We start from the raw sequence: 20,147 nt of genomic DNA on the forward strand, positions 1-20,147 counted from the left end.
CTTTGAAGAAGGTCCGAATCTATCGGACTTTCTTTTTTTGTGCAATCTTCTTTTTCCTGTTCTATCAAATCTGGCAGGCTCATAGAGTTGAAGTATAAGCGTTGTCCAGCAGGGAAGGAGACAGAAGCAATGAACAAAATATTGGCCTGGAATATTGGTAAATGGAAAAAGAGATGTTTGCACGTGCTGGCTATGGGCCGTACGTTGTTGTTGCTTATGATCATATCTGCCTTATTTTTTGTTGTACTCGGTCTAGGGGGCATGGCAGAGAAGCGTTTGAATAGCTCACCCGTTTCTTCTATGAAAGGATTTGCGGGAGCCGTATCAAGCAGCTTTTTTGTGGACATGCTCGGCATGGAAATGCCGCATCTAACTCAGAAGGAACAAGCATCTGCATTTTCTGGTGAAAATCTGACTTCGTTTGTATTTCAACTGCTGACGAATGTGAATCCGCAAGACCCGAAAAGCCTGATCGCTAGAGAAATGCCTGGCATGGGTTCCAATCAACCCGTACTGCTGCGACCGGGGTCGGGAAATGAAAAAGCTGAAGCTCCAGAAGATTATCAGCCGGGTCCTGGACTCATTGATATGGCCTCGGCAGGCGGAGGGAAATCAGGTGGTGAGCAGCATATCCCACCAGGTCAGGATGATACCGATCCATCCGATCCGCAGGATTCGGGTGATGGCGAAGTAAAGGGTGATCCCCCACCGAAGAGTGGCGGTAAAGATGAACCTAGCAAACCAACGACAGGGAAAAAAGCGATTCTTGTTTACCATTCCCATCCACGTGAAGGATACAATCCTCTCTTGGGCACGAAGAGTGACAATCCTTCCTCTGGGAAATCGACTGGTAATGTTTTTCAAGTGGGAACCTACTTGTCCGACAGTTTGGAGAAGCTGGGGATTGGGGTGGAACATGCGCAAGAAGATTATCCAACCAAGGTCAAGGATTATAACTGGAATTATTCCTATAAATACTCCCGTCAGACGGTGAAAGCTGCACTTGCTCAAAATGACGATCTTACGTATCTCATCGATATCCACCGTGACTCTCAGCGTCATAACAAAACAACGACAACCATTAATAATCTGGGTTATGCCAAAGTATATTTTATTATAGGACATGAAAATCCAAACTGGCAGCAGAATGAAGCCTTTGCGGCCAAAATTCATAAGAAACTGGAAGCGAAATATCCAGGGGTGTCTCGGGGCGTCTGGGGTAAGGACGGCGGCGGGGCCAACAATGGCGAATACAACCAAACGCTTTCTCCCAACAGCATATTGATTGAGATTGGCGGCATCGACAATACAGCTGCTGAACTGGAGCGGACATCCAAAGTACTCGCTGACATGATTGCAGAGGTGTATTGGGATGATCAGAAGGTGGACAAAGCGAGTGTGGAAAAGACGTCACAAGGTGGCTAATGGCTAGTATTCCTGATAGGGAAGAATAGCAGAATCGAAGATATATAACAGGAGGCGAGGAATGTGTCCAGATTCGGCAAAAGATTGTTTTCCATCTGTGTATTAATGTTGCTGGGTGTTCTGTTTGGAATGCAGCTGGCAGGCAGCAACTTTAATAGGGGCGATGATTCGACCGGCAACCCTGCAGTGGTGAAAACGGAGCCGGTGTCACCGGCTGCCGAGTCTGTTCAGACCGCGCCTGTACAACAGGAGGTTAAAGAACCTCCAACGGTACCTGTTCTGTCACCGAGTCAGGTGCTTGGCGCAGAGCAGAGCAAAGCGCCGGTCGACGTGCTGGCTGACAAAACGGCAGGTCTTCTTCAAAATCTGTCCCATAACGGAATGAAGTGGGTAGTATCCTTATTTAGCGGAGTCGCTGAATAAAAGGCTATGAAATATAGGCAAAATATACCCTTGGGAGTTCGTAATTGTGACGATAATTATAAAGTTGAGGCAACGCGGGATTGATGCACCCTGCATCAACTGTTATAATGAAGTGATTGACACTAGGCTGTTTCTGGGGGTAAGGAATGACTGACATTCGGGCAAGACAACGTAAAATTCGTAACTTTTCAATTATTGCACATATAGATCACGGCAAATCAACACTTGCGGACCGGATCTTGGAGTACACAGGTGCGCTAACTACACGTGAAATGCAAGAACAAGTATTGGACCAAATGGAACTTGAACGTGAACGTGGAATTACGATCAAGCTGCAGGCGGTAGCGCTGACTTACAAAGCCGATGACGGCGAAGAGTATCTGTTGAATCTGATTGATACGCCTGGACACGTAGACTTCACGTATGAAGTATCACGCAGCCTTGCTGCATGCGAAGGTGCTTTGCTGGTTGTGGATGCGGCTCAGGGTATTGAAGCCCAGACGCTGGCTAACGTGTACCTGGCATTAGATAATGATCTTGAAATTTTACCGGTAATTAACAAGATTGACCTTCCAAGTGCTGACCCGGATCGGGTTAAACAGGAAGTGGAAGATGTCATTGGATTGGATACAAGTAATGCGGTATTGGCTTCAGCCAAAGCGGGAATTGGTATCAAAGAAATTCTCGAGCAAGTGGTGCTAAGTGTTCCAGCTCCACAAGGTGATCCTGACCAGCCTTTGAAAGCGCTGATTTTTGACTCTCACTATGACCCGTACAAAGGCGTAATTGTTTACGTACGTGTTGTAGACGGCAAGATTAAATCAGGTTCCAAAATCAAAATGATGGCAACAGGCAAAACGTTTGAAGTCATTGAAGTTGGAGCGTTCAAACCTCGCATGACCATCGTGGACGAGCTGAACGTCGGTGATGTTGGATTTATCGTAGCAGGTATCCGGCATGTAGGTGATACACAAGTCGGGGATACGGTGACAGATGCCAAAAATCCAACACCTGAACCTTTGCCTGGCTACCGCAAAATTAATCCAATGGTATACTGCGGTCTCTATCCGATTGAAACATCGGATTATGTTGATCTGCGTGAAGCGTTGGAGAAATTGCAGTTGAACGATGCATCGCTCAGCTTTGAGCCGGAGACTTCCAGTGCACTCGGTTTTGGATTCCGTTGCGGATTCCTTGGGTTGCTTCACATGGATGTTATCCAGGAACGGATTGAGCGTGAGTTCAACATTCCATTGATCACAACGGCACCAAGCGTAATTTACCACGTGACGTTGACCAATGGTGAAGTTATGCAAATTGATAACCCATCCAACTATCCTGAGGTGGGCAGAATTGATTTTGTTGAGGAACCGTATGTTAAAGCTTCAATTATCGTACCGAATGATTATGTGGGTACTATTATGGAGCTTTGTCAGAATAAACGCGGTGAATATGTGAATATGGAATATTTGGACACAACTCGGGTTACCATTACGTATGAGATCCCGTTGTCCGAGATTGTATATGACTTCTTCGACCAGTTGAAATCAAGCACCAAAGGATATGCATCCTTTGACTACGAGCTGTCCGGTTATCGTCAGTCCAATCTGGCGAAAATGGATATCTTGCTTAATGGTGAGCAAGTCGATGCCTTGTCCTTCATCGTTCACCGTGATCGTGCGTATAACCGCGGCCGCATTATCTGTGAGAAGCTGCGTGAGCTGATTCCACGGCAAATGTTCGAGGTGCCGATCCAGGCATCTGTGGGTACCAAAGTTGTAGCTCGTGAAACGGTAAAAGCAATGCGTAAAAACGTACTTGCCAAGTGTTATGGCGGTGACATCTCGCGTAAACGGAAGCTGCTTGAGAAGCAGAAGGAAGGTAAGAAGCGGATGAAGCAGGTTGGTAACGTAGAGGTGCCGCAGGAAGCGTTCATGGCGGTGCTGAAAATTGATGATTAAGAACGCAATCTCCTAATACATCAAATTTTGTGTATCGGAGAATGCGTTTAAAAAGACGTTTGCTTGCAAACGTCAAGTGAGGCCTTTCGGTACATCAATAATTTGTGTATGAAAGGATGAACGATTTTTTGAGGTACAGCACAGAATGTGTGTATTCAAACTAGATTAAAGACGTTTGCTTTGCAAACTAGGTACAACACAGAATAACCAATAAACCAAGCTGAAAGGGAAGCCGGATGGCTTTCCTTTTTTCAAATAGAGGGGGACCTTGCCATGACATTGGCACCACACAGCCGGAAAACAGGTGCACCCCAAGCGGTGTATCTTCACATTCCCTTTTGTACAAATAAATGTTTCTACTGCGATTTTAACTCCTACGTATTGAAGGACCAGCCGGTTATGCAGTACCTTGAAGCGCTGGAACGGGAGATGGAACATACAGTTAAAGCGAATCCGCCGGGAGAAATCAAAACCATATTTGTGGGCGGCGGCACGCCGACTGCACTGAAACCGGACGAAATGGCCGTATTCCTGAAGTCCGTTAAGACCTATTTCCCGAATTGGGCAGACGATATTGAGTTTTCAATGGAAGCTAACCCGGGCACAACAGATGCGGAGAAGCTCGCCGTTATGAAAGAAGGCGGAGTGAACCGCGTCAGCTTTGGTGTACAGGCTTTTCAAAATGATCTGCTAACAGGTATTGGCCGGATTCATAATACAGATGATGTATACCGCAGTTTGGAAAATGCACGAGCAGCTGGATTGCATAACTTGTCCATAGACCTGATGTTTGGTTTGCCAAACCAGACTGTCGAGATGCTGAACGAGAGTATCGACAAAGCGCTGGAACTGGATTTGCCTCATTACTCCATATACAGCCTGAAGGTGGAAGAGAATACGCTTTTCCATACGTTGTATCAGAAGAACCAGCTACCACTTCCTCATGAAGACGACGAGTTGCAAATGTATCTTCTATTAATGAAGCGGATGAAAGAAGCAGGTTACGGACAATACGAGATCAGTAACTTTGCCAAACCCGGCTTCGAGAGCCGTCACAATATCACGTACTGGCGCAATGAGGACTACTACGGTCTGGGTGCAGGTGCTCATGGATATGTAGGCCGCGAACGCCATATGAATATAAAAGGTATAAACCCGTATGTTGAAGCTTCCAAAGGAGGTCTGCCGCGTCTCGATCATTTTGAGATCAGCCGCGCCGAGGCCATGGAAGATTATCTGATGGTTGGGTTGAGAATGTTGGAAGGTGCTTCATCCTCACGGTTTAGCGATCAGTTCGGGGAGCCTATGGAGGAAGTGTTTGCGAAGCCTTTGGGCAAAATGCTGAATGCAGGACTGCTGGAGAAGACGCCAGACGGCTTCCGGCTTAGTGAACAGGGCATCCTGTTCGGAAATGACGTTTTTGCCGAGTTTATCGGGTCTATATCGCTGAATTCGTAGCTTGAAATTCTATACGCTCTGTTGTATATTTATTCATATTGATTTTACAGAGCGTGTGATTTATACAACTACGAAGTCGGCTTTCCTCTGGAAAGCTTCTTATAGGGGGAGAGCTGGATGTCGGCCATATGCAGAAAAGCCGTACCGGAAGATGTTGAACCATTATTTGAAATGATTAAGGGCTATGCAGAGCGTGGGATCATGCTTCCGCGTTCAAGGGAAGTACTGCAACGGCAGCTGGAGCACTTTGTTGTAGCGGAAGTGAATGGTCAGGTTGTAGGCTGTGGATCTCTCTGCCGTCTGGGGAATGATCTGGTGGAAGTCAGATCGCTTGGTATCTCCGAAGGTCACAAAGGCATGGGGATTGGCTCACTGCTGCTGGATCGGTTGGTAGAGGAAGCGGAGAAACAGCAAATTCCCAAGGTCATGGCGTTGACCTATGAAGTCTCTTTTTTCTTGAAAAATGGCTTCGCTGTTGTGGATAAGGATATTTTCCCGGAAAAGGTATGGACGGATTGTATTCATTGCAGCAAGCAGGATTGCTGTGATGAGATTGCTGTATTGAAAGAGTTGAATATTTCAGCCTGATAAATGAATGAACCGTATGGATTGAGCCGAGTATACTCTATCTCACCTGCGGTTCTTTTTAATTCATGAGATGTACAGTAAAGTTGTTATGTCTTGGAGACATTGGTCTATACTATAAATAGATGAACGTACCCATCAAACTGACTTGACAATGATCACGTCATTTTGGTATTTTTGTATTACCGCTTAGCACTCATCTAACCGGAGTGCTAACGACATGGGACAGTACAGTCAGAAGGAGGGAATACTCACCATGTTAACAGAGCGTCAACGAATGATTCTGAACGCTATAGTGGATGACTATATCCGTTCAGCTGAGCCCGTAGGGTCCCGGAGCATTTCCAAAAGGGGAGATGTTGGATACAGTCCGGCGACGATCCGTAATGAAATGGCGGACCTCGAAGATATGGGCTTTCTGGAACAGCCGCATACTTCGGCAGGACGCATTCCTTCACACAAAGGCTATCGATATTATGTCGATCATTTGGTTCCCTGGAATCAGGTTGAGCCGCAAGAGCTGGACGATCTGAAGTCATTTTTCGCAGAAAAGCTGAACGTGATGGAACAAGTTATTCAACATGCCTCAGTCATTTTATCTCATATGACAAATTATACTTCGATCCTGCTTGGGCCGGAAGTTTTTCACACGTCACTTCGTCATTTTCAACTGCTTCCGCTTAATGAAAACGAGGCTGTGGCCATCATCGTAACGAACACGGGTCAGGTGGAGAACAAGACAGTTCAGATTCCACCCGAAATTTCGGTAGCGGAGATGGAGAATGTAGTTCGTTTATTAAACAGCAAGCTGGTCGGCGTGCCGATTTACAAATTAAAATCTCGTCTCTACACCGAGCTTGGGCAAGAGATGGAACGGCATATTACACGTTATGAGGAAGTCATGCAGGTGCTGAACAGTGCCTTTGACAACGAGCATGACAATCGTCTGTTCCTTAGTGGTGCCACCAATATGTTGACCCAGCCAGAGTTTAGAGATATTGAAAAGGTAAAAGATATTCTTGACCTGCTGGATGAGACACCAACACTCATGAAATTGATGATGCCCGTGCAGGGTGGATCTGGTATTCAGGTGCGAATAGGCACCGAGAATGATCATGAAGCCTTCGCCAATTGCAGCCTGATAACGGCATCCTACTCACTGGATGGAGAGGCTTTGGGCTCCATCGGAATTTTGGGACCTACGCGAATGGATTACGCACGTGTCATTCATATTTTAAATACATTATCCCGTGATTTGACGGCCATGCTAACGCATCGCTTTAAATAAGGATACGGGAATGAATCCAGAAGCATTTCATTCTTATAAGGAGGTGAACATCTTGAAAGAGGAGCAATCATTCGCAGCAGAAGAACAAGAACAGCAATCCACTACAGCAGCGGAGCAGGAGCCTGTCAACGAAGCCGGAGCTGCAGAAGCACAGGCGGAAGAGATGACAGATCAGGAGCAAGATGAGATCGCACGTTTGAAGGCGGAAGCTGAGGAACATCAGCAACGTTTTGTCCGTGCGCAAGCTGATTTTGATAACTTCCGTCGTCGTACACAGAAAGAAAAAGAAGAACTGGCGAAATACGCTTCGATGAAGCTGGTCACCGAATTGGTGCCGGTCATTGATAACTTCGAGCGTGCCATGGCTACTGTACCGGAAGGTACGGAAGTCGAGTCCTTCTCCAAAGGCATCGAAATGATCTTCCGTCAGCTGGAGACTGTGCTGAACAATGAAGGTCTGACGTCAATGGATACGGTAGGACAACCGTTTAACCCTGAATTCCACCAGGCGATCATGTCAGTGGAGAGCGACGAGTATGAAGAAGGTACCGTTGTTGAGGAAGTCCAAAAAGGTTATATGCTGAAGGATAAAGTACTTCGTCCGGCTATGGTCAAAGTTAGCTCATAATTTCGATTACAGAATGAATTGAGTTCACTCTTGATTGTACGATGCCAGCGAAGTTTAATATAAAGGTTAGTACACACATAGAGCGCGATTAGGAACAACAAATACAAAATAAGGATCAATCTGATCCATTTAAATTGTCGAGGGAGGAAATTTTCCGATGAGCAAAGTAATCGGTATTGACTTAGGAACAACAAACTCATGCGTAGCGGTTATGGAAGGCGGCGAGGCTGTCGTTATTCCAAATCCGGAAGGCGCACGTACAACCCCATCCGTTGTGGGTTTCAAAAAAGATGGAGAACGCGTTGTCGGTGAAACGGCTAAACGTCAAGCGATCACAAATCCGGATCGTACAATCATCTCGATCAAACGTCATATGGGTACATCCCACAAAGAAACAATCGATAACAAAGATTACTCTCCACAAGAGATCTCTGCAATCATCTTGCAAAAACTGAAATCCGATGCTGAAGCGTATCTGGGTCAAACGGTAACTCAAGCGGTTATCACAGTACCAGCTTACTTCAATGACAGCCAGCGCCAAGCAACTAAGGATGCAGGTAAAATCGCAGGTCTGGAAGTTCTGCGTATCGTCAACGAGCCAACAGCAGCAGCTTTGGCCTACGGTATGGAGAAATCCGAAGATCAAACGATTCTCGTATATGACTTGGGTGGCGGTACATTCGACGTATCCATCCTTGAACTGGGTGACGGCTTCTTCGAAGTTAAAGCAACGAGTGGTGATAACCAACTGGGTGGCGATGACTTCGACCAAGTAATCATTGATTATCTTGTAAGTGAGTTCAAAAAAGATCAAGGCATTGACTTGAGCAAAGATAAAGCAGCGGTTCAACGTTTGAAAGATGCAGCGGAAAAAGCGAAAAAAGAACTTTCCGGCGTATTGACTACAACCATTTCCCTGCCGTTTATTACTGTGGCTGATGGCGTTCCTCAACATTTGGAGTTGAACCTGAGCCGTGCGAAATTCGAAGAAATCTCTGCTGGTCTGGTTGAGCGTACGCTTGAACCAACTCGTCGTGCACTGAGCGATGCTGGAATGACAGCTAACGATATCGACAAGATCGTCTTGGTTGGTGGTTCCACACGTATTCCTGCAGTACAGGAAGCCATCAAAAAACTGACAGGTAAAGAGCCTCACAAAGGTGTTAACCCGGATGAAGTTGTAGCTTTGGGTGCTGCTGTACAAGCGGGCGTACTGACAGGTGACGTGAAAGACGTTGTATTGCTTGACGTAACTCCATTGTCCCTGGGTATTGAAACTGCGGGTGGCGTATTCACGAAGATGATCGAGCGCAACACCACGATCCCTACAAGCAAATCCCAAGTATTCTCCACTTATGCAGACAACCAACCGAGCGTTGAGATTCACGTTCTGCAAGGGGAGCGCGAGATGGCAGCGGGTAACAAATCCCTCGGTCGCTTCATGCTGGGAGATATTCCTCCAGCTCCACGTGGCGTGCCACAAATCGAAGTTAGCTTCGATATTGATGCCAACGGTATCGTTAACGTATCTGCAACAGACAAAGGTACAAACAAAACTCAAAAAATCACCATCACTTCTTCCAGCGGTCTGAGCGATGCTGAAGTTGAACAAATGATGAAAGATGCTGAGTTGCATGCGGAAGAAGATAAAAAACGCAAAGAACTCGTTGAAGCGAAAAACAGCGCAGATCAACTGATCTACTCTGTTGACAAAACGATCAAAGATCTTGGCGAAAAAGCAGACGCTGGTGAAGTTGAAAAAGCGAATGCTGCAAAAGAAAAACTGCAAGGCGTTCTGGCTTCCGACAATCTGGAAGACATCAAAGCCGCTACAGAAGAACTGACAGAGATCGTTCAACAACTGTCCGTAAAACTGTATGAGCAAGCACAAGCGCAAGAGCAAGCAGCTCAAGGTGCTGAAGAGCAACAAGGTTCTGCAAAACGTGACAACGTCGTAGACGCTGATTACGAAGTTGTGGATGAAGATAAAAAACAAAACTAATTCACGATTCTTAGTGAATTAAACATCGGTGACGTTCGGATTGAAGGGAAAGTCATAGCCGGGGCTCCCGCGCTTTGGCTTTCCTTTTGTCACGATGTGCGATAAGGTGAATGATATGGGGGTGGAAGAGTGGCTGAAAAACGTGATTATTATGAGGTACTTGGCGTCGGCAAAAATGCCAGCGACGAGGAAATCAAAAAGGCATACCGCAAGCTTGCCCGTCAGTATCACCCTGACGTAAACAAGGCTGCTGACGCGGAAGCCAAGTTTAAGGAAGTTAAAGAAGCTTATGATGTGGTCAGTGATAGCCAGAAGCGGGCACAGTATGATCAATACGGTCATATTGATCCAAATCAGGGCGGATTCGGCGGCGGTGGCGATTTTGGCGGCGGCGGCTTTGGCGACATCTTCGATATGTTCTTTGGCGGTGGTGGTGGACGACGTGATCCAAATGCTCCGCAACGGGGGAACGATCTGCAATACACCATGACGATTGAGTTCAAGGAAGCAGTATTTGGTAAGGAAACCGACATTACCATTCCACGTACCGAAGGCTGTGATACTTGTCATGGCTCAGGTGCGAAACCCGGAACCAAACCGGAGACCTGTTCCGTCTGCCAAGGTAGCGGTCAACAGGAAGTGGTTCAAAATACACCGTTTGGCCGTATGGTCAACCGTCGTGCTTGTTCGAACTGTAACGGTTCGGGACAAATTATCAAGGAAAAATGTACAACATGCAGCGGCAGCGGTAAAGTACGCAAACAACGCAAAATTCATGTTCGCATTCCAGCGGGTGTAGATGACGGCGCTCAACTGCGTATGACTGGTGAAGGTGAAGGTGGTCTCCGCGGAGGACCAGCAGGAGATCTGTATATTGTCATCCGTGTGAAATCACATGATTTCTTCGAGCGTGAAGGCGATGATATCTATTGCGAAATTCCGCTTACCTTCGCTCAGGCCGCATTGGGAGATGAGATTGAAATTCCAACGCTATCCGAAAAAGTCAAGCTGAAAGTACCTGCCGGTACACAGACAGGAACGTACTTCCGTCTCAAAGGCAAAGGCGTACCACGCCTGCGCGGCATGGGGCAAGGGGATCAGCATGTGAAAGTCGTTGTCGTTACGCCTAGCAAGCTGAATGACGAGCAGAAAGATCTGCTTCGCCAAATCGCTGCGCTGGATGGAGAACAAACTCATGAGCATGAGCAATCCTTCTTTGACCGGGTGAAACGGGCCTTCCGTGGAGACTGAGTCGTAATCATTTATTTAAAAAGGACACCACAGCGGTTTTTCCGCAGGGTGTCCTTTTTTGCATAATATGGGCACGGTTGCGGAAAGATACCAGACATGAGCATTCAGTGGTTTACTGATGTGCCGAAACTAGGGAAGCAGGTGAATCGGATGACCGAAAAAAATATTTTGGCGTATTTCCATAGCCCGGAGCAAGCGGAAGGAGCAGCCAAAAAACTGGAGGCATTGCGAGTGGAAGACCTGTCTATCAATCGATTCAGTCGTTATGCGGGTGTCGGGCCAAGTGGAGCATCCTTTACACCAGGCGTATCCGGCAGCTTTTCTTCCTGGGTACCAGGAGCTCTAGGCACAAATGCCAGCGCGGGAATCATGGCGGCAGCAGATCCTTCTGCGAGCGGTATGAGCGATGGCGGACAAGAGGGTCCGACAGGCAGAGATGTATTACTGACCGTTGTTGTTGACGAGGCAGTGCATCATCGCGCTCTATCCATTATCGAACAAGCCGGCGGTATGATCTAGTTTCACCAAATCTATATAAGATGGACAGAGAATTACACTTTAACGGAGAGTGTAGAACCAATCTGAAGAAGCGAAGCGTTCGCCTGAAAGCTTTCGTAAGAAAGCTACTTCGGAAGCATACGCTATCACCGGATTTCTCCCTTTAAGAAAGGAGATGAAGAAATCTGGGGATAACAGCGATCGGAGGATGGTACTACAATCGGAGTGGTATAGTGTAACAAGTATTAGTTCATTTTATATAGATACCTATTTTGAAGGAGGAGCATAACGATGGCAGAACATGAACGTCCAGGCAAGATTTTGACGAAAACGGAAAAGATGAAGCGAATGCAGTCCGCCAAAAATGAGGACGTGGAATTCAGTGCCGAAGCTGCAGATCATGAAGATATAGAGGCTTTGCGCCGAAGCGAAGCCGCCGATCGTCGTCAGGGTCGGGAGATTCATGACTGATGATCGCTCTGCAGTAATTATCGAAGCGGTATTTACGAGTTGGTCCGAGGCTGAATCTGCACGCAGAGCGCTGGAATTGCTGCACCCAAACCAATTGAGTATTGAGAGTTTGAATAACTCATCGTCTTCAGTGGAATCGGGAGCACCTGAGGGCACGGATAACTCGGCCACGGCTCTGATTGGGGGATTCAGTGGTGAGCTGAATGTCCTTTCTCTCATTAGCGATGAGACCGAGGTGTTGTCGGGTGGACAAGTCTATGACGATCCGGATGCTGGCTCTGAAGGCAAGCCCAAGCAAGAAATCTTGCTGACCGTATCCGTATCCAGTGACTCTCTCCCGCAAGCTGCAGAGATGATTACGCAGAACGGTGGACGCTTTTGCTAACAAGTTAATCGAGTGTAGTCATAATGAAAACAGGGTATTCGAGCAGTCAGGCTGCGGGTATCCTGTTTTTGCTGTTTCTTTTACTGCCGCGGTTTTGTACTCCTGCTCGCTTGTGTAGTACAATGGTTGGGATGTTTGAAAAATGAGGAGGAAAAACGAAGTATGTTATGGCATGAACTAACAATACATACCACAGAAGAAGCTGTGGAGATGATTTCGAATTTTTTACATGAAGCGGGTGCTGGAGGGGTCTCGATTGAAGAGTCCGGTACTTTAAATAAAAAACGGGATACGACGTATGGGGAGTTATACGAGTTTCCTTTGAATGATATTCCTGAAGGCTTTGCAGTCATTAAAGGATACTTCTCTGAAGGTACGGACATGGATGCATTGCAAGCTGAAGTAAGTCCACGCATCGAGCAACTTTCCGAATTCGATATCCAAACGGGTGAGGTTCGTTTTGAGACGCGAACAGTGGACGAAAATGACTGGGCGAACGCCTGGAAACAATATTTCAAGCCAGTACGTGTCTCGGAACGTCTAACCATTAAACCGACATGGGAAGAGTATACGCCGGAAAGCCCGAATGAGAAAATTATTGAGCTCGATCCAGGCATGGCGTTTGGTACGGGAACACATCCAACCACCTCGCTTTGTCTGCGTACACTGGAATCAGTCATTCAGGGTGGCGAGGAAGTGATTGACGTAGGTACAGGTTCTGGCATCTTGGCCATAGGAGCTGTCCTTCTCGGTGCAAAACATGTGCTGGCGCTGGACCTCGATCCGGTTGCGGTGGCAAGTGCTAAAGAAAATGTGGAACTGAACGGGCTGGGACAACAAATTACGGTGAAAGAGAGTGATCTGTTGTCTGTTCTGGGCAGTCAGGACCCTGCGCTGGGTGTGAAGCTCCCGGTGAAAGTTATCGTTGCCAACATTTTGGCCGAAATTATTATGCTGTTTGTGGATGATGTCTATCATGCGCTTGAGTCTGGCGGCGTTTATATTACTTCAGGCATTTGGAAAAATAAAGAGCAGCTTGTCCATGATGCGCTCGTTGCTTCCGGCTTCGAAATCAGTTCGGTGCATCGCGATGAGGACTGGATCGCGTTTGTGGCGAGAAAGAGGTAACCGATGGACTTAAACTCGTTCTTTCGTTATCCGCTGGATCAGCTGCCGTTCTTCCTGCTGACCATCCTGATTGCTTTTACGGTCCATGAATTTTCTCATGCGTATTTTGCCAACAAATTCGGTGATCCGACGGCCAAGCTGCTGGGCCGGGTTACTCTCAATCCAGTCGTACACTTTGACTTGTTTGGGGTGCTATTGCTCGTTATTGCTGGATTCGGTTGGGCACGACCTGTTCCAGTGAATCGGGCGAACTTTGACAAACCAAGATTGATGGGTGTTATCGTCTCTGCAGCAGGGCCACTAAGCAATCTGCTGCTCGCGATCATCGGTACGATCATCTATGCGTCCCTGGTTGGTTCGGGGGCATTGGGTGGCATTGAGAATGAACGGTTGCTTACGGCAATCTCCATGTTTTTCTCCATATTTAACTTGACGAACTTTTTCCTTTTTCTCTTTAATCTTATTCCGTTGCCTCCATTGGACGGATATCGAATTCTGGAGGATATTCTGCCGCCTTCAATCAGCCGCAAACTGCAAGGGGTGGAGCAATGGTCCATATTTATTTTCCTGTTGATCCTTGTTATTCCACCATTGCAAAATGCGACGATTCAACCTCTATATCAATTTGCCCAGAATATGTATGTGGATCTGGCAAGGATAATCATCGGTTTATATCGTTAGAAACGTATGGTGTATGGGACTGAAATACTGGTCAGATAGACATAAAAGTTGTATGATCATCTGTGGCGATTGGATTCATGCCTGCCATCAGGCGGGGTGAATTCCAGTCATAACAGGACAGAATGGGTGGATAGACGAATGCAGCGTTATTTTGTATCTGCAGAACAGTTTAATGAACATTCCGTGGTCATCACGGGTGATGATGCGCGCCATATCGGCAAAGTGATGCGTGGTAAACCTGGAGATAAACTGATTGTCAGTGACGGAAACTCCAAAGAAGCTTTGGTGGAGATTGAAAGCATCGAAGCCCAGCAAGTAACAGCGAATATTGTGGAGCCCCTCGAAATGGACCATGAAGCGCGTATACGTGTAACCGTGGCTCAAAGCTTGCCAAAAGGCGATAAGATGGAGACGGTCATCCAAAGATGTACAGAGATCGGAGCGGTTTCATTTGTTCCTTTCCTGTCTGAGCGTACGATTGTGCAATATGATGCCAAGAAAGAAGGCAAACGGTTGGAGCGGTGGCGTAAAATCGCCAAGGAAGCTGCTGAGCAAAGCCATCGGAACCGCATTCCATCCGTTGAGCAGCCACTTTCCTGGAAAGGGCTGCTATCTTCTTTTGAGGGCTACAGTCTGGTATGTTATTGTTATGAAAAGGAAAACGGCAAGCAGTTAAGAGACGCATTGAAGCCGTTTGTGGAGCAGCTTGCACCTGGTGCGAGCGCTGAAGTGTTGATCGTTGTTGGACCTGAGGGCGGATTCTCGGAGAGGGAAACGATTGAAGCCGATCAGGCGGGTGCTGTATCCGTTGGACTGGGCAAACGCATCTTGCGGGCCGAGACAGCCGGAATGGCGGCGCTAACTTGTGTCTTATATGAATCCGGAGAAATGGGGGGAATGTAATTATGCCATCCGTGGCGTTTTACACCTTAGGCTGCAAAGTTAATTTTTATGATACAGAGGCGATTTGGCAATTGTTCAAAAATGAAGGATACGATCAGGTAGACTTTGACGAACAGACAGCGGATGTATACTTGATTAATACTTGTACAGTAACCAATACCGGCGACAAAAAGAGCCGCCAGATTATCCGTCGTGCCATTCGGCGCAACCCGGATGCGATTGTAGCCGTTACAGGCTGTTATGCGCAAACTTCACCGGCAGAAATTCTGGACATCCCTGGTGTGGATCTGGTTATCGGTACACAGGACCGGGACAAAATTTTGCCATATGTCAATGAAATTCAGGAATCACGTCAACCCGTCAATGCTGTGCGTAACATCATGAAAACGCGGGTGTTTGAAGAGATGGACGTACCGGATTTTGCCGATCGTACCCGTGCATTTCTGAAAATCCAAGATGGCTGCAACAACTTCTGTACGTTCTGCATTATTCCGTGGTCGCGTGGACTTTCCCGCAGCCGGGAAGCAAACAGCATCATCCAACAGGCTCATCAACTCGTACACGCCGGGTACAAGGAAATTGTCCTGACAGGCATACATACCGGTGGGTACGGAGATGACATGGAGAATTATGATCTGACGGATCTGCTATGGGACTTGGATAAAGTAGAGGGCCTGGAACGTATTAGAATCAGTTCGATTGAAGCCAGTCAGATTGATGATCGGATGCTGGATGTGATTAAACGTTCAGACAAACTTGTGCGCCACTTCCACATTCCGCTGCAAGCAGGCGATGATACCGTATTGAAACGTATGCGCCGTAAATATACGACCGAAGAGTTTTACAATAAAATGCTTCGCATTCGGGAAGCAATGCCGGATGTAGCAATTACAACCGACGTTATTGTAGGGTTCCCGGGTGAGACGGATGAGATGTTCCGTAATGGCTATGAACTGATGAAGAAAATCGGATTTTCCGAAATGCACGTTTTCCCCTATTCCAAACGAACTGGAACACCGGCAGCACGTATGGAGGATCAGGTGGATGAGGAAGTCAAAAATGCGCGCGTGCATGAACTGATTGAGCTATCCGAGCAAATGCAGCTGGCATACGCCAAGCAATTTGTGGGCCAAGTACTGGATGTCATTCCTGAAGGTGAAGCCAAGGGCCGTGAAGGCAGTGGTAAACTGCACGGTTACAGTGACAACTACATTCAGTTGGTCTTTGATGGTTCCCTGGATATGGTCGGCAAGGTATGCCGTGTCAAAGTGACCGAAGCGGGTGTGAATGAAAGCCAGGCTACGTTGGTTCGTGTGTTGGAGGAAAATCTCAAGTCCGCAGCGATGTAATCGAGGCGTTAGGAACAAGGATTTCATTTCCTTGGGGAGCGTACCCGTGGAGATGAGGTCCTTCTTTTTCCAAAAAAGATGAAGTCAATTCCGTAATGGGGGAGAGCAGCATGAATAAAAAAGAAATTTCGGCAGGCGGAGTCGTCTACCGCACGGGAGAAGACGGAAAGCTCCAAATTCAACTGATTGTAGATCGCTACGGCAAAACGACTCTCGCCAAGGGCAAAATGGAAGCTGGAGAAACGGTAGAACAAACCGCACTGCGTGAGATTCTGGAAGAGACAGGCATGGTCGGCCGAATTGTAGAACCCGTCGATATCATTGCTTATACGTATCAGCATGCTGAGTTTGGTCCGGTGGACAAGGAAGTTCATTATTATCTCGTTGAAGCGGAAAGCGGCGATCTGCAGCCTCAGATTGAAGAAATCAAAGGTGTAGATTGGTACGCTCCGGAAGAAGCTTGGTCCAGACAGCAGCATAGCGGATACGATAATAACGATGACATTTTACGAGTGGCACTGAACAAATTAGGCATTAACGTATAGCTGTTTTCTATTGAGTGACGTATCGCTACTTTTTGTCGAGAGTGAGAGAGTTTCGAACATCAGGCCATGGGTGACTTCGCCACTGGGGTGGAGACCGGTGGTTTTTTGTGCCAAATCGGCAAGTAACAGAACGGCAAGGCAAGCAGTGAACTGGTGACGTTAAAAAGGGTCTGGGCGTGCGCAATCTGCGCCCCGTTATCCGCTGACAGCCAGGCCGAAGCTGCATGCAGCTGGCCGATCAGCGGCATAAATAGCAGCGCTCCCGCAATGTTTAGTACGACATGGGAGGCTGCGACAAATTTGCCTGCGGATGCTCCGCCAGCGGCAGCAATCACGGCGGTGATACAGGTCCCTACGTTCGACCCGATCACAATGGCGATGCCGATCTCCACAGGCAGTACGCCTGTGGCTGCAAGCGTAATCGCCATGCTGATGACGGCTGCGCTGCTATGAATGAGCGCCGTCAGGCAGGCACCTGCCAGAAAGCCCCACCACAAGCTGTCGGCTGAGCGATCCAGAAACCACTGGAATACGCCCAACCTTCGCAGGGGTACGGCAATGGATTGCATCACTTGAATGCCTGTCATAACGAGGGCAAATCCGGCTGAAGCGAGAAAGCTGTATTGCATGGTAGACAGCGTCCGGCGTGTGCGTTCAGGAGCGAGCTGATTTCGTTCACCAAGCACAACTAAGACGGCCCAGCCTGTAAGTGACAAGGCAAGCAGAGGCAGGGAAACCCGTCCGATCTGCAGTCCGACCAGCTCGGTGGTCAGGCACGTCCCGATGTTGGTGCCGAGAATAATGCCAAGTGTGCGTCCGTAGCTAATTAATCTGGCGTTCGCGAGTCCAATGGTGAGCACGGTGACGGCGGTACTGCTTTGCAGCAGGGCTGTAGCGCCCGCACTGAAAGCCATGCCTTTCCAGGGAGCAGAGGTAGCACGGCCCAGCCATCCAGCCAACATGGGCCCGGCCATCCGCTGTAAGGCTGTTTCCATCAGCTTCATCCCGCCAAAAAAGATAAGAAGCCCGTATAGTAAGGGCAGCACAACATCTCTGAACATGAGTTAACATCATTCCTTCCGTGCATATCCTTATTCTCATCCTATGAGTAAATAAGGACAACCATGACAGGCTAACGGAATTCTGAAGTTAACAGCGTTTGAAAGACCGATAAGTTATCTTAATGGTCACCCAAATTACCGCGCCCCTATTCAAAAGATACGGAGATTCTGCAAACGCAGCGAAGGGGATGGAGTTGGAACTGTAGAAGCGAAGTGCTCGCCTTTATCCCTTGATTTTTCCTATAGTGAAATGGAATCAGAAAAATCTGGGGATAACAGCGATCGGAAGGTTGTTCTGTCATCGCAGTGGCAACTGTGGAATTTGAGATTCATCTGTACAACGACGTAACCGCGATCGAAAGTCCGATCCATCCCCGCAGCGGTCATCCCAATTACCGCACCCCTATTCAAAAGATACGGAGATTCTGCAAATGTAGCGGAGGGGATGGAATTGGAACTGTAGAAGCGAAGCGTTCGCCTTTGTCTCCAAATTTTAACCTTCTGAATAATAAATCAATAAAATTTGGAGACAACAGTGATCGAAAGTCCAATCCATCACCGCAGCGGTCACCTTTACACCAAGCCTATCTTTTGAACAATAAATTAAAGGAAGTGGATCTATCTTGCCATCAGTTACACTGGAACGCAGCCGCAAAAAGCGGCTTGAACATGCACATCCATGGATATATAACAATGAAATCGCCTCTGTTGAAGGAAACCCCGAGCCGGGAGATCTGGTCAACGTAATGAATCACCAAGGTCGCTATCTCGCGACAGGGTACTATAATCCTGCATCTCAAATCACAGTGCGAGTCGTGGCCTATCAACCCTTGGAGTTTGAACAGATGGACACCGCGTTTTTTGCAGCGCGTTTCCGCGATTGCTTACGCCACCGGGAGCGTTTTATCCAGGATGGGGAGGCATACCGTCTTGTTTATGGGGAAGCTGATTTTCTGCCTGGACTGATCGTTGACCGTTTTGGCAGCATCCTTGTTGTTCAATTGCTCACATTGGGGATGGACCGTTGCCGCGAAGCGATTGTACAAGCTCTAATTGAAGTGATGCAGCCGGAAGGCATCTATGAACGCAGTGATGTGTCCATTCGTGAACTCGAAGGCTTGGAGCAGACGAAAGGACCATTGTATGGGGATTGCCCGCGTCATGTCACGGTAACGGAGAACGGATTGCTCATTAAGGTGGATATCGTGGAAGGCCAGAAGACAGGGTACTTCTTCGACCAGCGCGAGAATCGTGCAGCCATCGAACCGCTTATGAAGGGTTGGGGTTACAAGAGCGGTATTACGCTCCAACAGACTGAGCAGGATGGTACGCAGCAGCTGCTTCCTGTGAATAAAAGCGGCAAGGTTGTGACGTTCCCTTATTGGGATGGGGCCACTGTGCTGGAATGTTTCTCCCATACCGGCAGCTTCACATTGAACGCCTGCAAATATGGAGCCAAAAAAGTAACCTGCCTGGATATCTCAGAGCATGCGATTGAAAGTGCACGTACCAACGTAGAACTGAACGGGTTTACAGACCGGGTTGAATTTGTCGTTGCGGATGCATTCCAATACTTGCGTGAGCAGGTGAAAGGCCTCGATGAGCGTAACGTACGTGCACGTGCTGGCGAACAGAAAGTGGATACGTCCAAAGCGCTAGCAGCCGGTGGCAAAACATTTGATGTGGTCATCCTCGACCCACCAGCCTTTGCCAAAACGAAATCAGCAGTCAAAGGCGCATGCCGTGGATATAAGGACATCAATCTGCAAGGAATGAAACTGGTGAATGAGGGCGGGTATTTGGTAACGGCAAGCTGTTCATACCACATGCGTCCGGATCTCTTCCTGGAAACCATTGCGGATGCAGCCGAGGATGCAGGCAAAGTGCTTCGTCTAATCGACTGGAAAGCAGCTGGTAAGGATCACCCACAAATTTTGGGGGTAGACGAAGGTCATTACCTGAAATTTGCCATCTTCGAAGTACGCAGCAAAAAGAATTAATCGAGCGATATCAGTATTGGATCGTTCATCTATTTTGGCAAAGAGGGGCTGTCTCAAAAGGAATTCCACTTCGCTCCATGCGCTAACGAACCTATCACATCTTAA

General features: G+C 47.7%; 19 protein-coding genes, 1 pseudogene and 1 riboswitch. Of the genes and pseudogenes, 18 read left to right on the forward strand and 2 right to left on the reverse strand.

Features of this window, described 5'->3' with window-relative positions; translation table 11 throughout:
* Positions 1-129 precede the first annotated feature (129 nt).
* The 17 genes from HW560_RS14835 to HW560_RS14915 all read left to right on the forward strand — a co-directional run bounded on the left by HW560_RS14835 (position 130) and on the right by HW560_RS14915 (position 16,981).
* Positions 130-1,425: a stage II sporulation protein P gene (locus HW560_RS14835; RefSeq protein ID WP_179263708.1), complete on the forward strand. Its 1,296-nt coding sequence runs from the start codon at positions 130-132 to the stop codon at positions 1,423-1,425.
* 63 nt (positions 1,426-1,488) lie between these two features.
* Positions 1,489-1,848, forward strand: a complete 360-nt coding sequence (locus HW560_RS14840; RefSeq protein WP_179263710.1) for a hypothetical protein — start codon at positions 1,489-1,491, stop codon at positions 1,846-1,848.
* 146 nt (positions 1,849-1,994) lie between these two features.
* Positions 1,995-3,809, forward strand: a complete 1,815-nt coding sequence (gene lepA / locus HW560_RS14845) for a translation elongation factor 4 (RefSeq protein WP_090901681.1) — start codon at positions 1,995-1,997, stop codon at positions 3,807-3,809.
* 273 nt (positions 3,810-4,082) lie between these two features.
* Positions 4,083-5,267, forward strand: coding sequence for a radical SAM family heme chaperone HemW (hemW, locus tag HW560_RS14850; protein WP_179263713.1), 1,185 nt, complete (start codon positions 4,083-4,085; stop codon positions 5,265-5,267).
* A gap of 117 nt (positions 5,268-5,384) precedes the next feature.
* Positions 5,385-5,855 carry an N-acetyltransferase gene (locus HW560_RS14855; RefSeq protein ID WP_090901678.1) on the forward strand — a complete coding sequence of 157 codons (471 nt, stop codon included), beginning with the start codon at positions 5,385-5,387 and terminating at the stop codon, positions 5,853-5,855.
* A gap of 253 nt (positions 5,856-6,108) precedes the next feature.
* Positions 6,109-7,140 (forward strand): heat-inducible transcriptional repressor HrcA, encoded by a 1,032-nt coding sequence (gene hrcA, locus HW560_RS14860; protein WP_090901675.1) that lies wholly within the window; start codon positions 6,109-6,111, stop codon positions 7,138-7,140.
* 52 nt (positions 7,141-7,192) lie between these two features.
* A complete protein-coding gene (gene grpE / locus HW560_RS14865; protein ID WP_090901672.1) occupies positions 7,193-7,768 on the forward strand; it encodes a nucleotide exchange factor GrpE in 576 nt (191 codons plus the stop codon).
* A 157-nt stretch (positions 7,769-7,925) separates the two neighbouring features.
* Positions 7,926-9,770 (forward strand): molecular chaperone DnaK, encoded by a 1,845-nt coding sequence (gene dnaK / locus HW560_RS14870; RefSeq protein WP_179263715.1) that lies wholly within the window; start codon positions 7,926-7,928, stop codon positions 9,768-9,770.
* 129 nt (positions 9,771-9,899) lie between these two features.
* Positions 9,900-11,021: a molecular chaperone DnaJ gene (gene dnaJ / locus HW560_RS14875; RefSeq protein ID WP_090901669.1), complete on the forward strand. Its 1,122-nt coding sequence runs from the start codon at positions 9,900-9,902 to the stop codon at positions 11,019-11,021.
* 150 nt (positions 11,022-11,171) lie between these two features.
* Entirely contained in the window at positions 11,172-11,540 is a 369-nt protein-coding gene (locus HW560_RS14880; protein ID WP_179263717.1) for a hypothetical protein, read from the forward strand.
* Positions 11,541-11,810: 270 nt separating this feature from the next.
* Complete coding sequence (locus HW560_RS14885) at positions 11,811-11,990, forward strand: YfhD family protein (protein WP_024628492.1); 180 nt, start codon at positions 11,811-11,813, stop codon at positions 11,988-11,990.
* On the forward strand, positions 11,983-12,375 hold the full coding sequence (locus HW560_RS14890) for a hypothetical protein (protein WP_090901667.1): 393 nt from the start codon (positions 11,983-11,985) through the stop codon (positions 12,373-12,375). The genes HW560_RS14885 and HW560_RS14890 overlap by 8 nt, the downstream gene beginning before the upstream one ends.
* A 162-nt stretch (positions 12,376-12,537) precedes the next feature.
* Positions 12,538-13,503 carry a 50S ribosomal protein L11 methyltransferase gene (gene prmA, locus HW560_RS14895; protein ID WP_090901664.1) on the forward strand — a complete coding sequence of 322 codons (966 nt, stop codon included), beginning with the start codon at positions 12,538-12,540 and terminating at the stop codon, positions 13,501-13,503.
* Positions 13,504-13,506: 3 nt separating this feature from the next.
* Positions 13,507-14,184: a site-2 protease family protein gene (locus HW560_RS14900; RefSeq protein WP_090901661.1), complete on the forward strand. Its 678-nt coding sequence runs from the start codon at positions 13,507-13,509 to the stop codon at positions 14,182-14,184.
* 138 nt (positions 14,185-14,322) lie between these two features.
* Positions 14,323-15,087, forward strand: a complete 765-nt coding sequence (locus HW560_RS14905; RefSeq protein WP_063567294.1) for a 16S rRNA (uracil(1498)-N(3))-methyltransferase — start codon at positions 14,323-14,325, stop codon at positions 15,085-15,087.
* A 2-nt stretch (positions 15,088-15,089) separates the two neighbouring features.
* Positions 15,090-16,436 (forward strand): tRNA (N(6)-L-threonylcarbamoyladenosine(37)-C(2))-methylthiotransferase MtaB, encoded by a 1,347-nt coding sequence (mtaB, locus tag HW560_RS14910; RefSeq protein ID WP_090901658.1) that lies wholly within the window; start codon positions 15,090-15,092, stop codon positions 16,434-16,436.
* Positions 16,437-16,546: 110 nt separating this feature from the next.
* Complete coding sequence (locus HW560_RS14915) at positions 16,547-16,981, forward strand: NUDIX hydrolase (protein ID WP_090901655.1); 435 nt, start codon at positions 16,547-16,549, stop codon at positions 16,979-16,981.
* Between the two features lie 59 nt (positions 16,982-17,040).
* On the opposite strand, the gene HW560_RS33855 is transcribed toward HW560_RS14915, so the two are convergent.
* Together HW560_RS33855 and HW560_RS34420 are read right to left on the reverse strand one after the other, a co-directional pair.
* Entirely contained in the window at positions 17,041-17,373 is a 333-nt protein-coding gene (locus HW560_RS33855) for a Na/Pi symporter (protein WP_256222181.1), read from the reverse strand.
* Positions 17,347-17,430: riboswitch (Fluoride riboswitch) on the forward strand. It overlaps the preceding gene by 27 nt.
* A 174-nt stretch (positions 17,431-17,604) precedes the next feature.
* Positions 17,605-18,042, reverse strand: a pseudogene (locus tag HW560_RS34420) (Na/Pi symporter); the annotation flags it as partial.
* Positions 18,043-18,665: 623 nt separating this feature from the next.
* Between HW560_RS34420 and HW560_RS14925 the strand changes: the two are divergent.
* Positions 18,666-20,042 (forward strand): class I SAM-dependent rRNA methyltransferase, encoded by a 1,377-nt coding sequence (locus tag HW560_RS14925; RefSeq protein ID WP_090901649.1) that lies wholly within the window; start codon positions 18,666-18,668, stop codon positions 20,040-20,042.
* Positions 20,043-20,147: the final 105 nt, after the last annotated feature.

Source organism: Paenibacillus sp. E222 (assembly GCF_013401555.1).
Lineage (GTDB): Bacteria > Bacillota > Bacilli > Paenibacillales > Paenibacillaceae > Paenibacillus.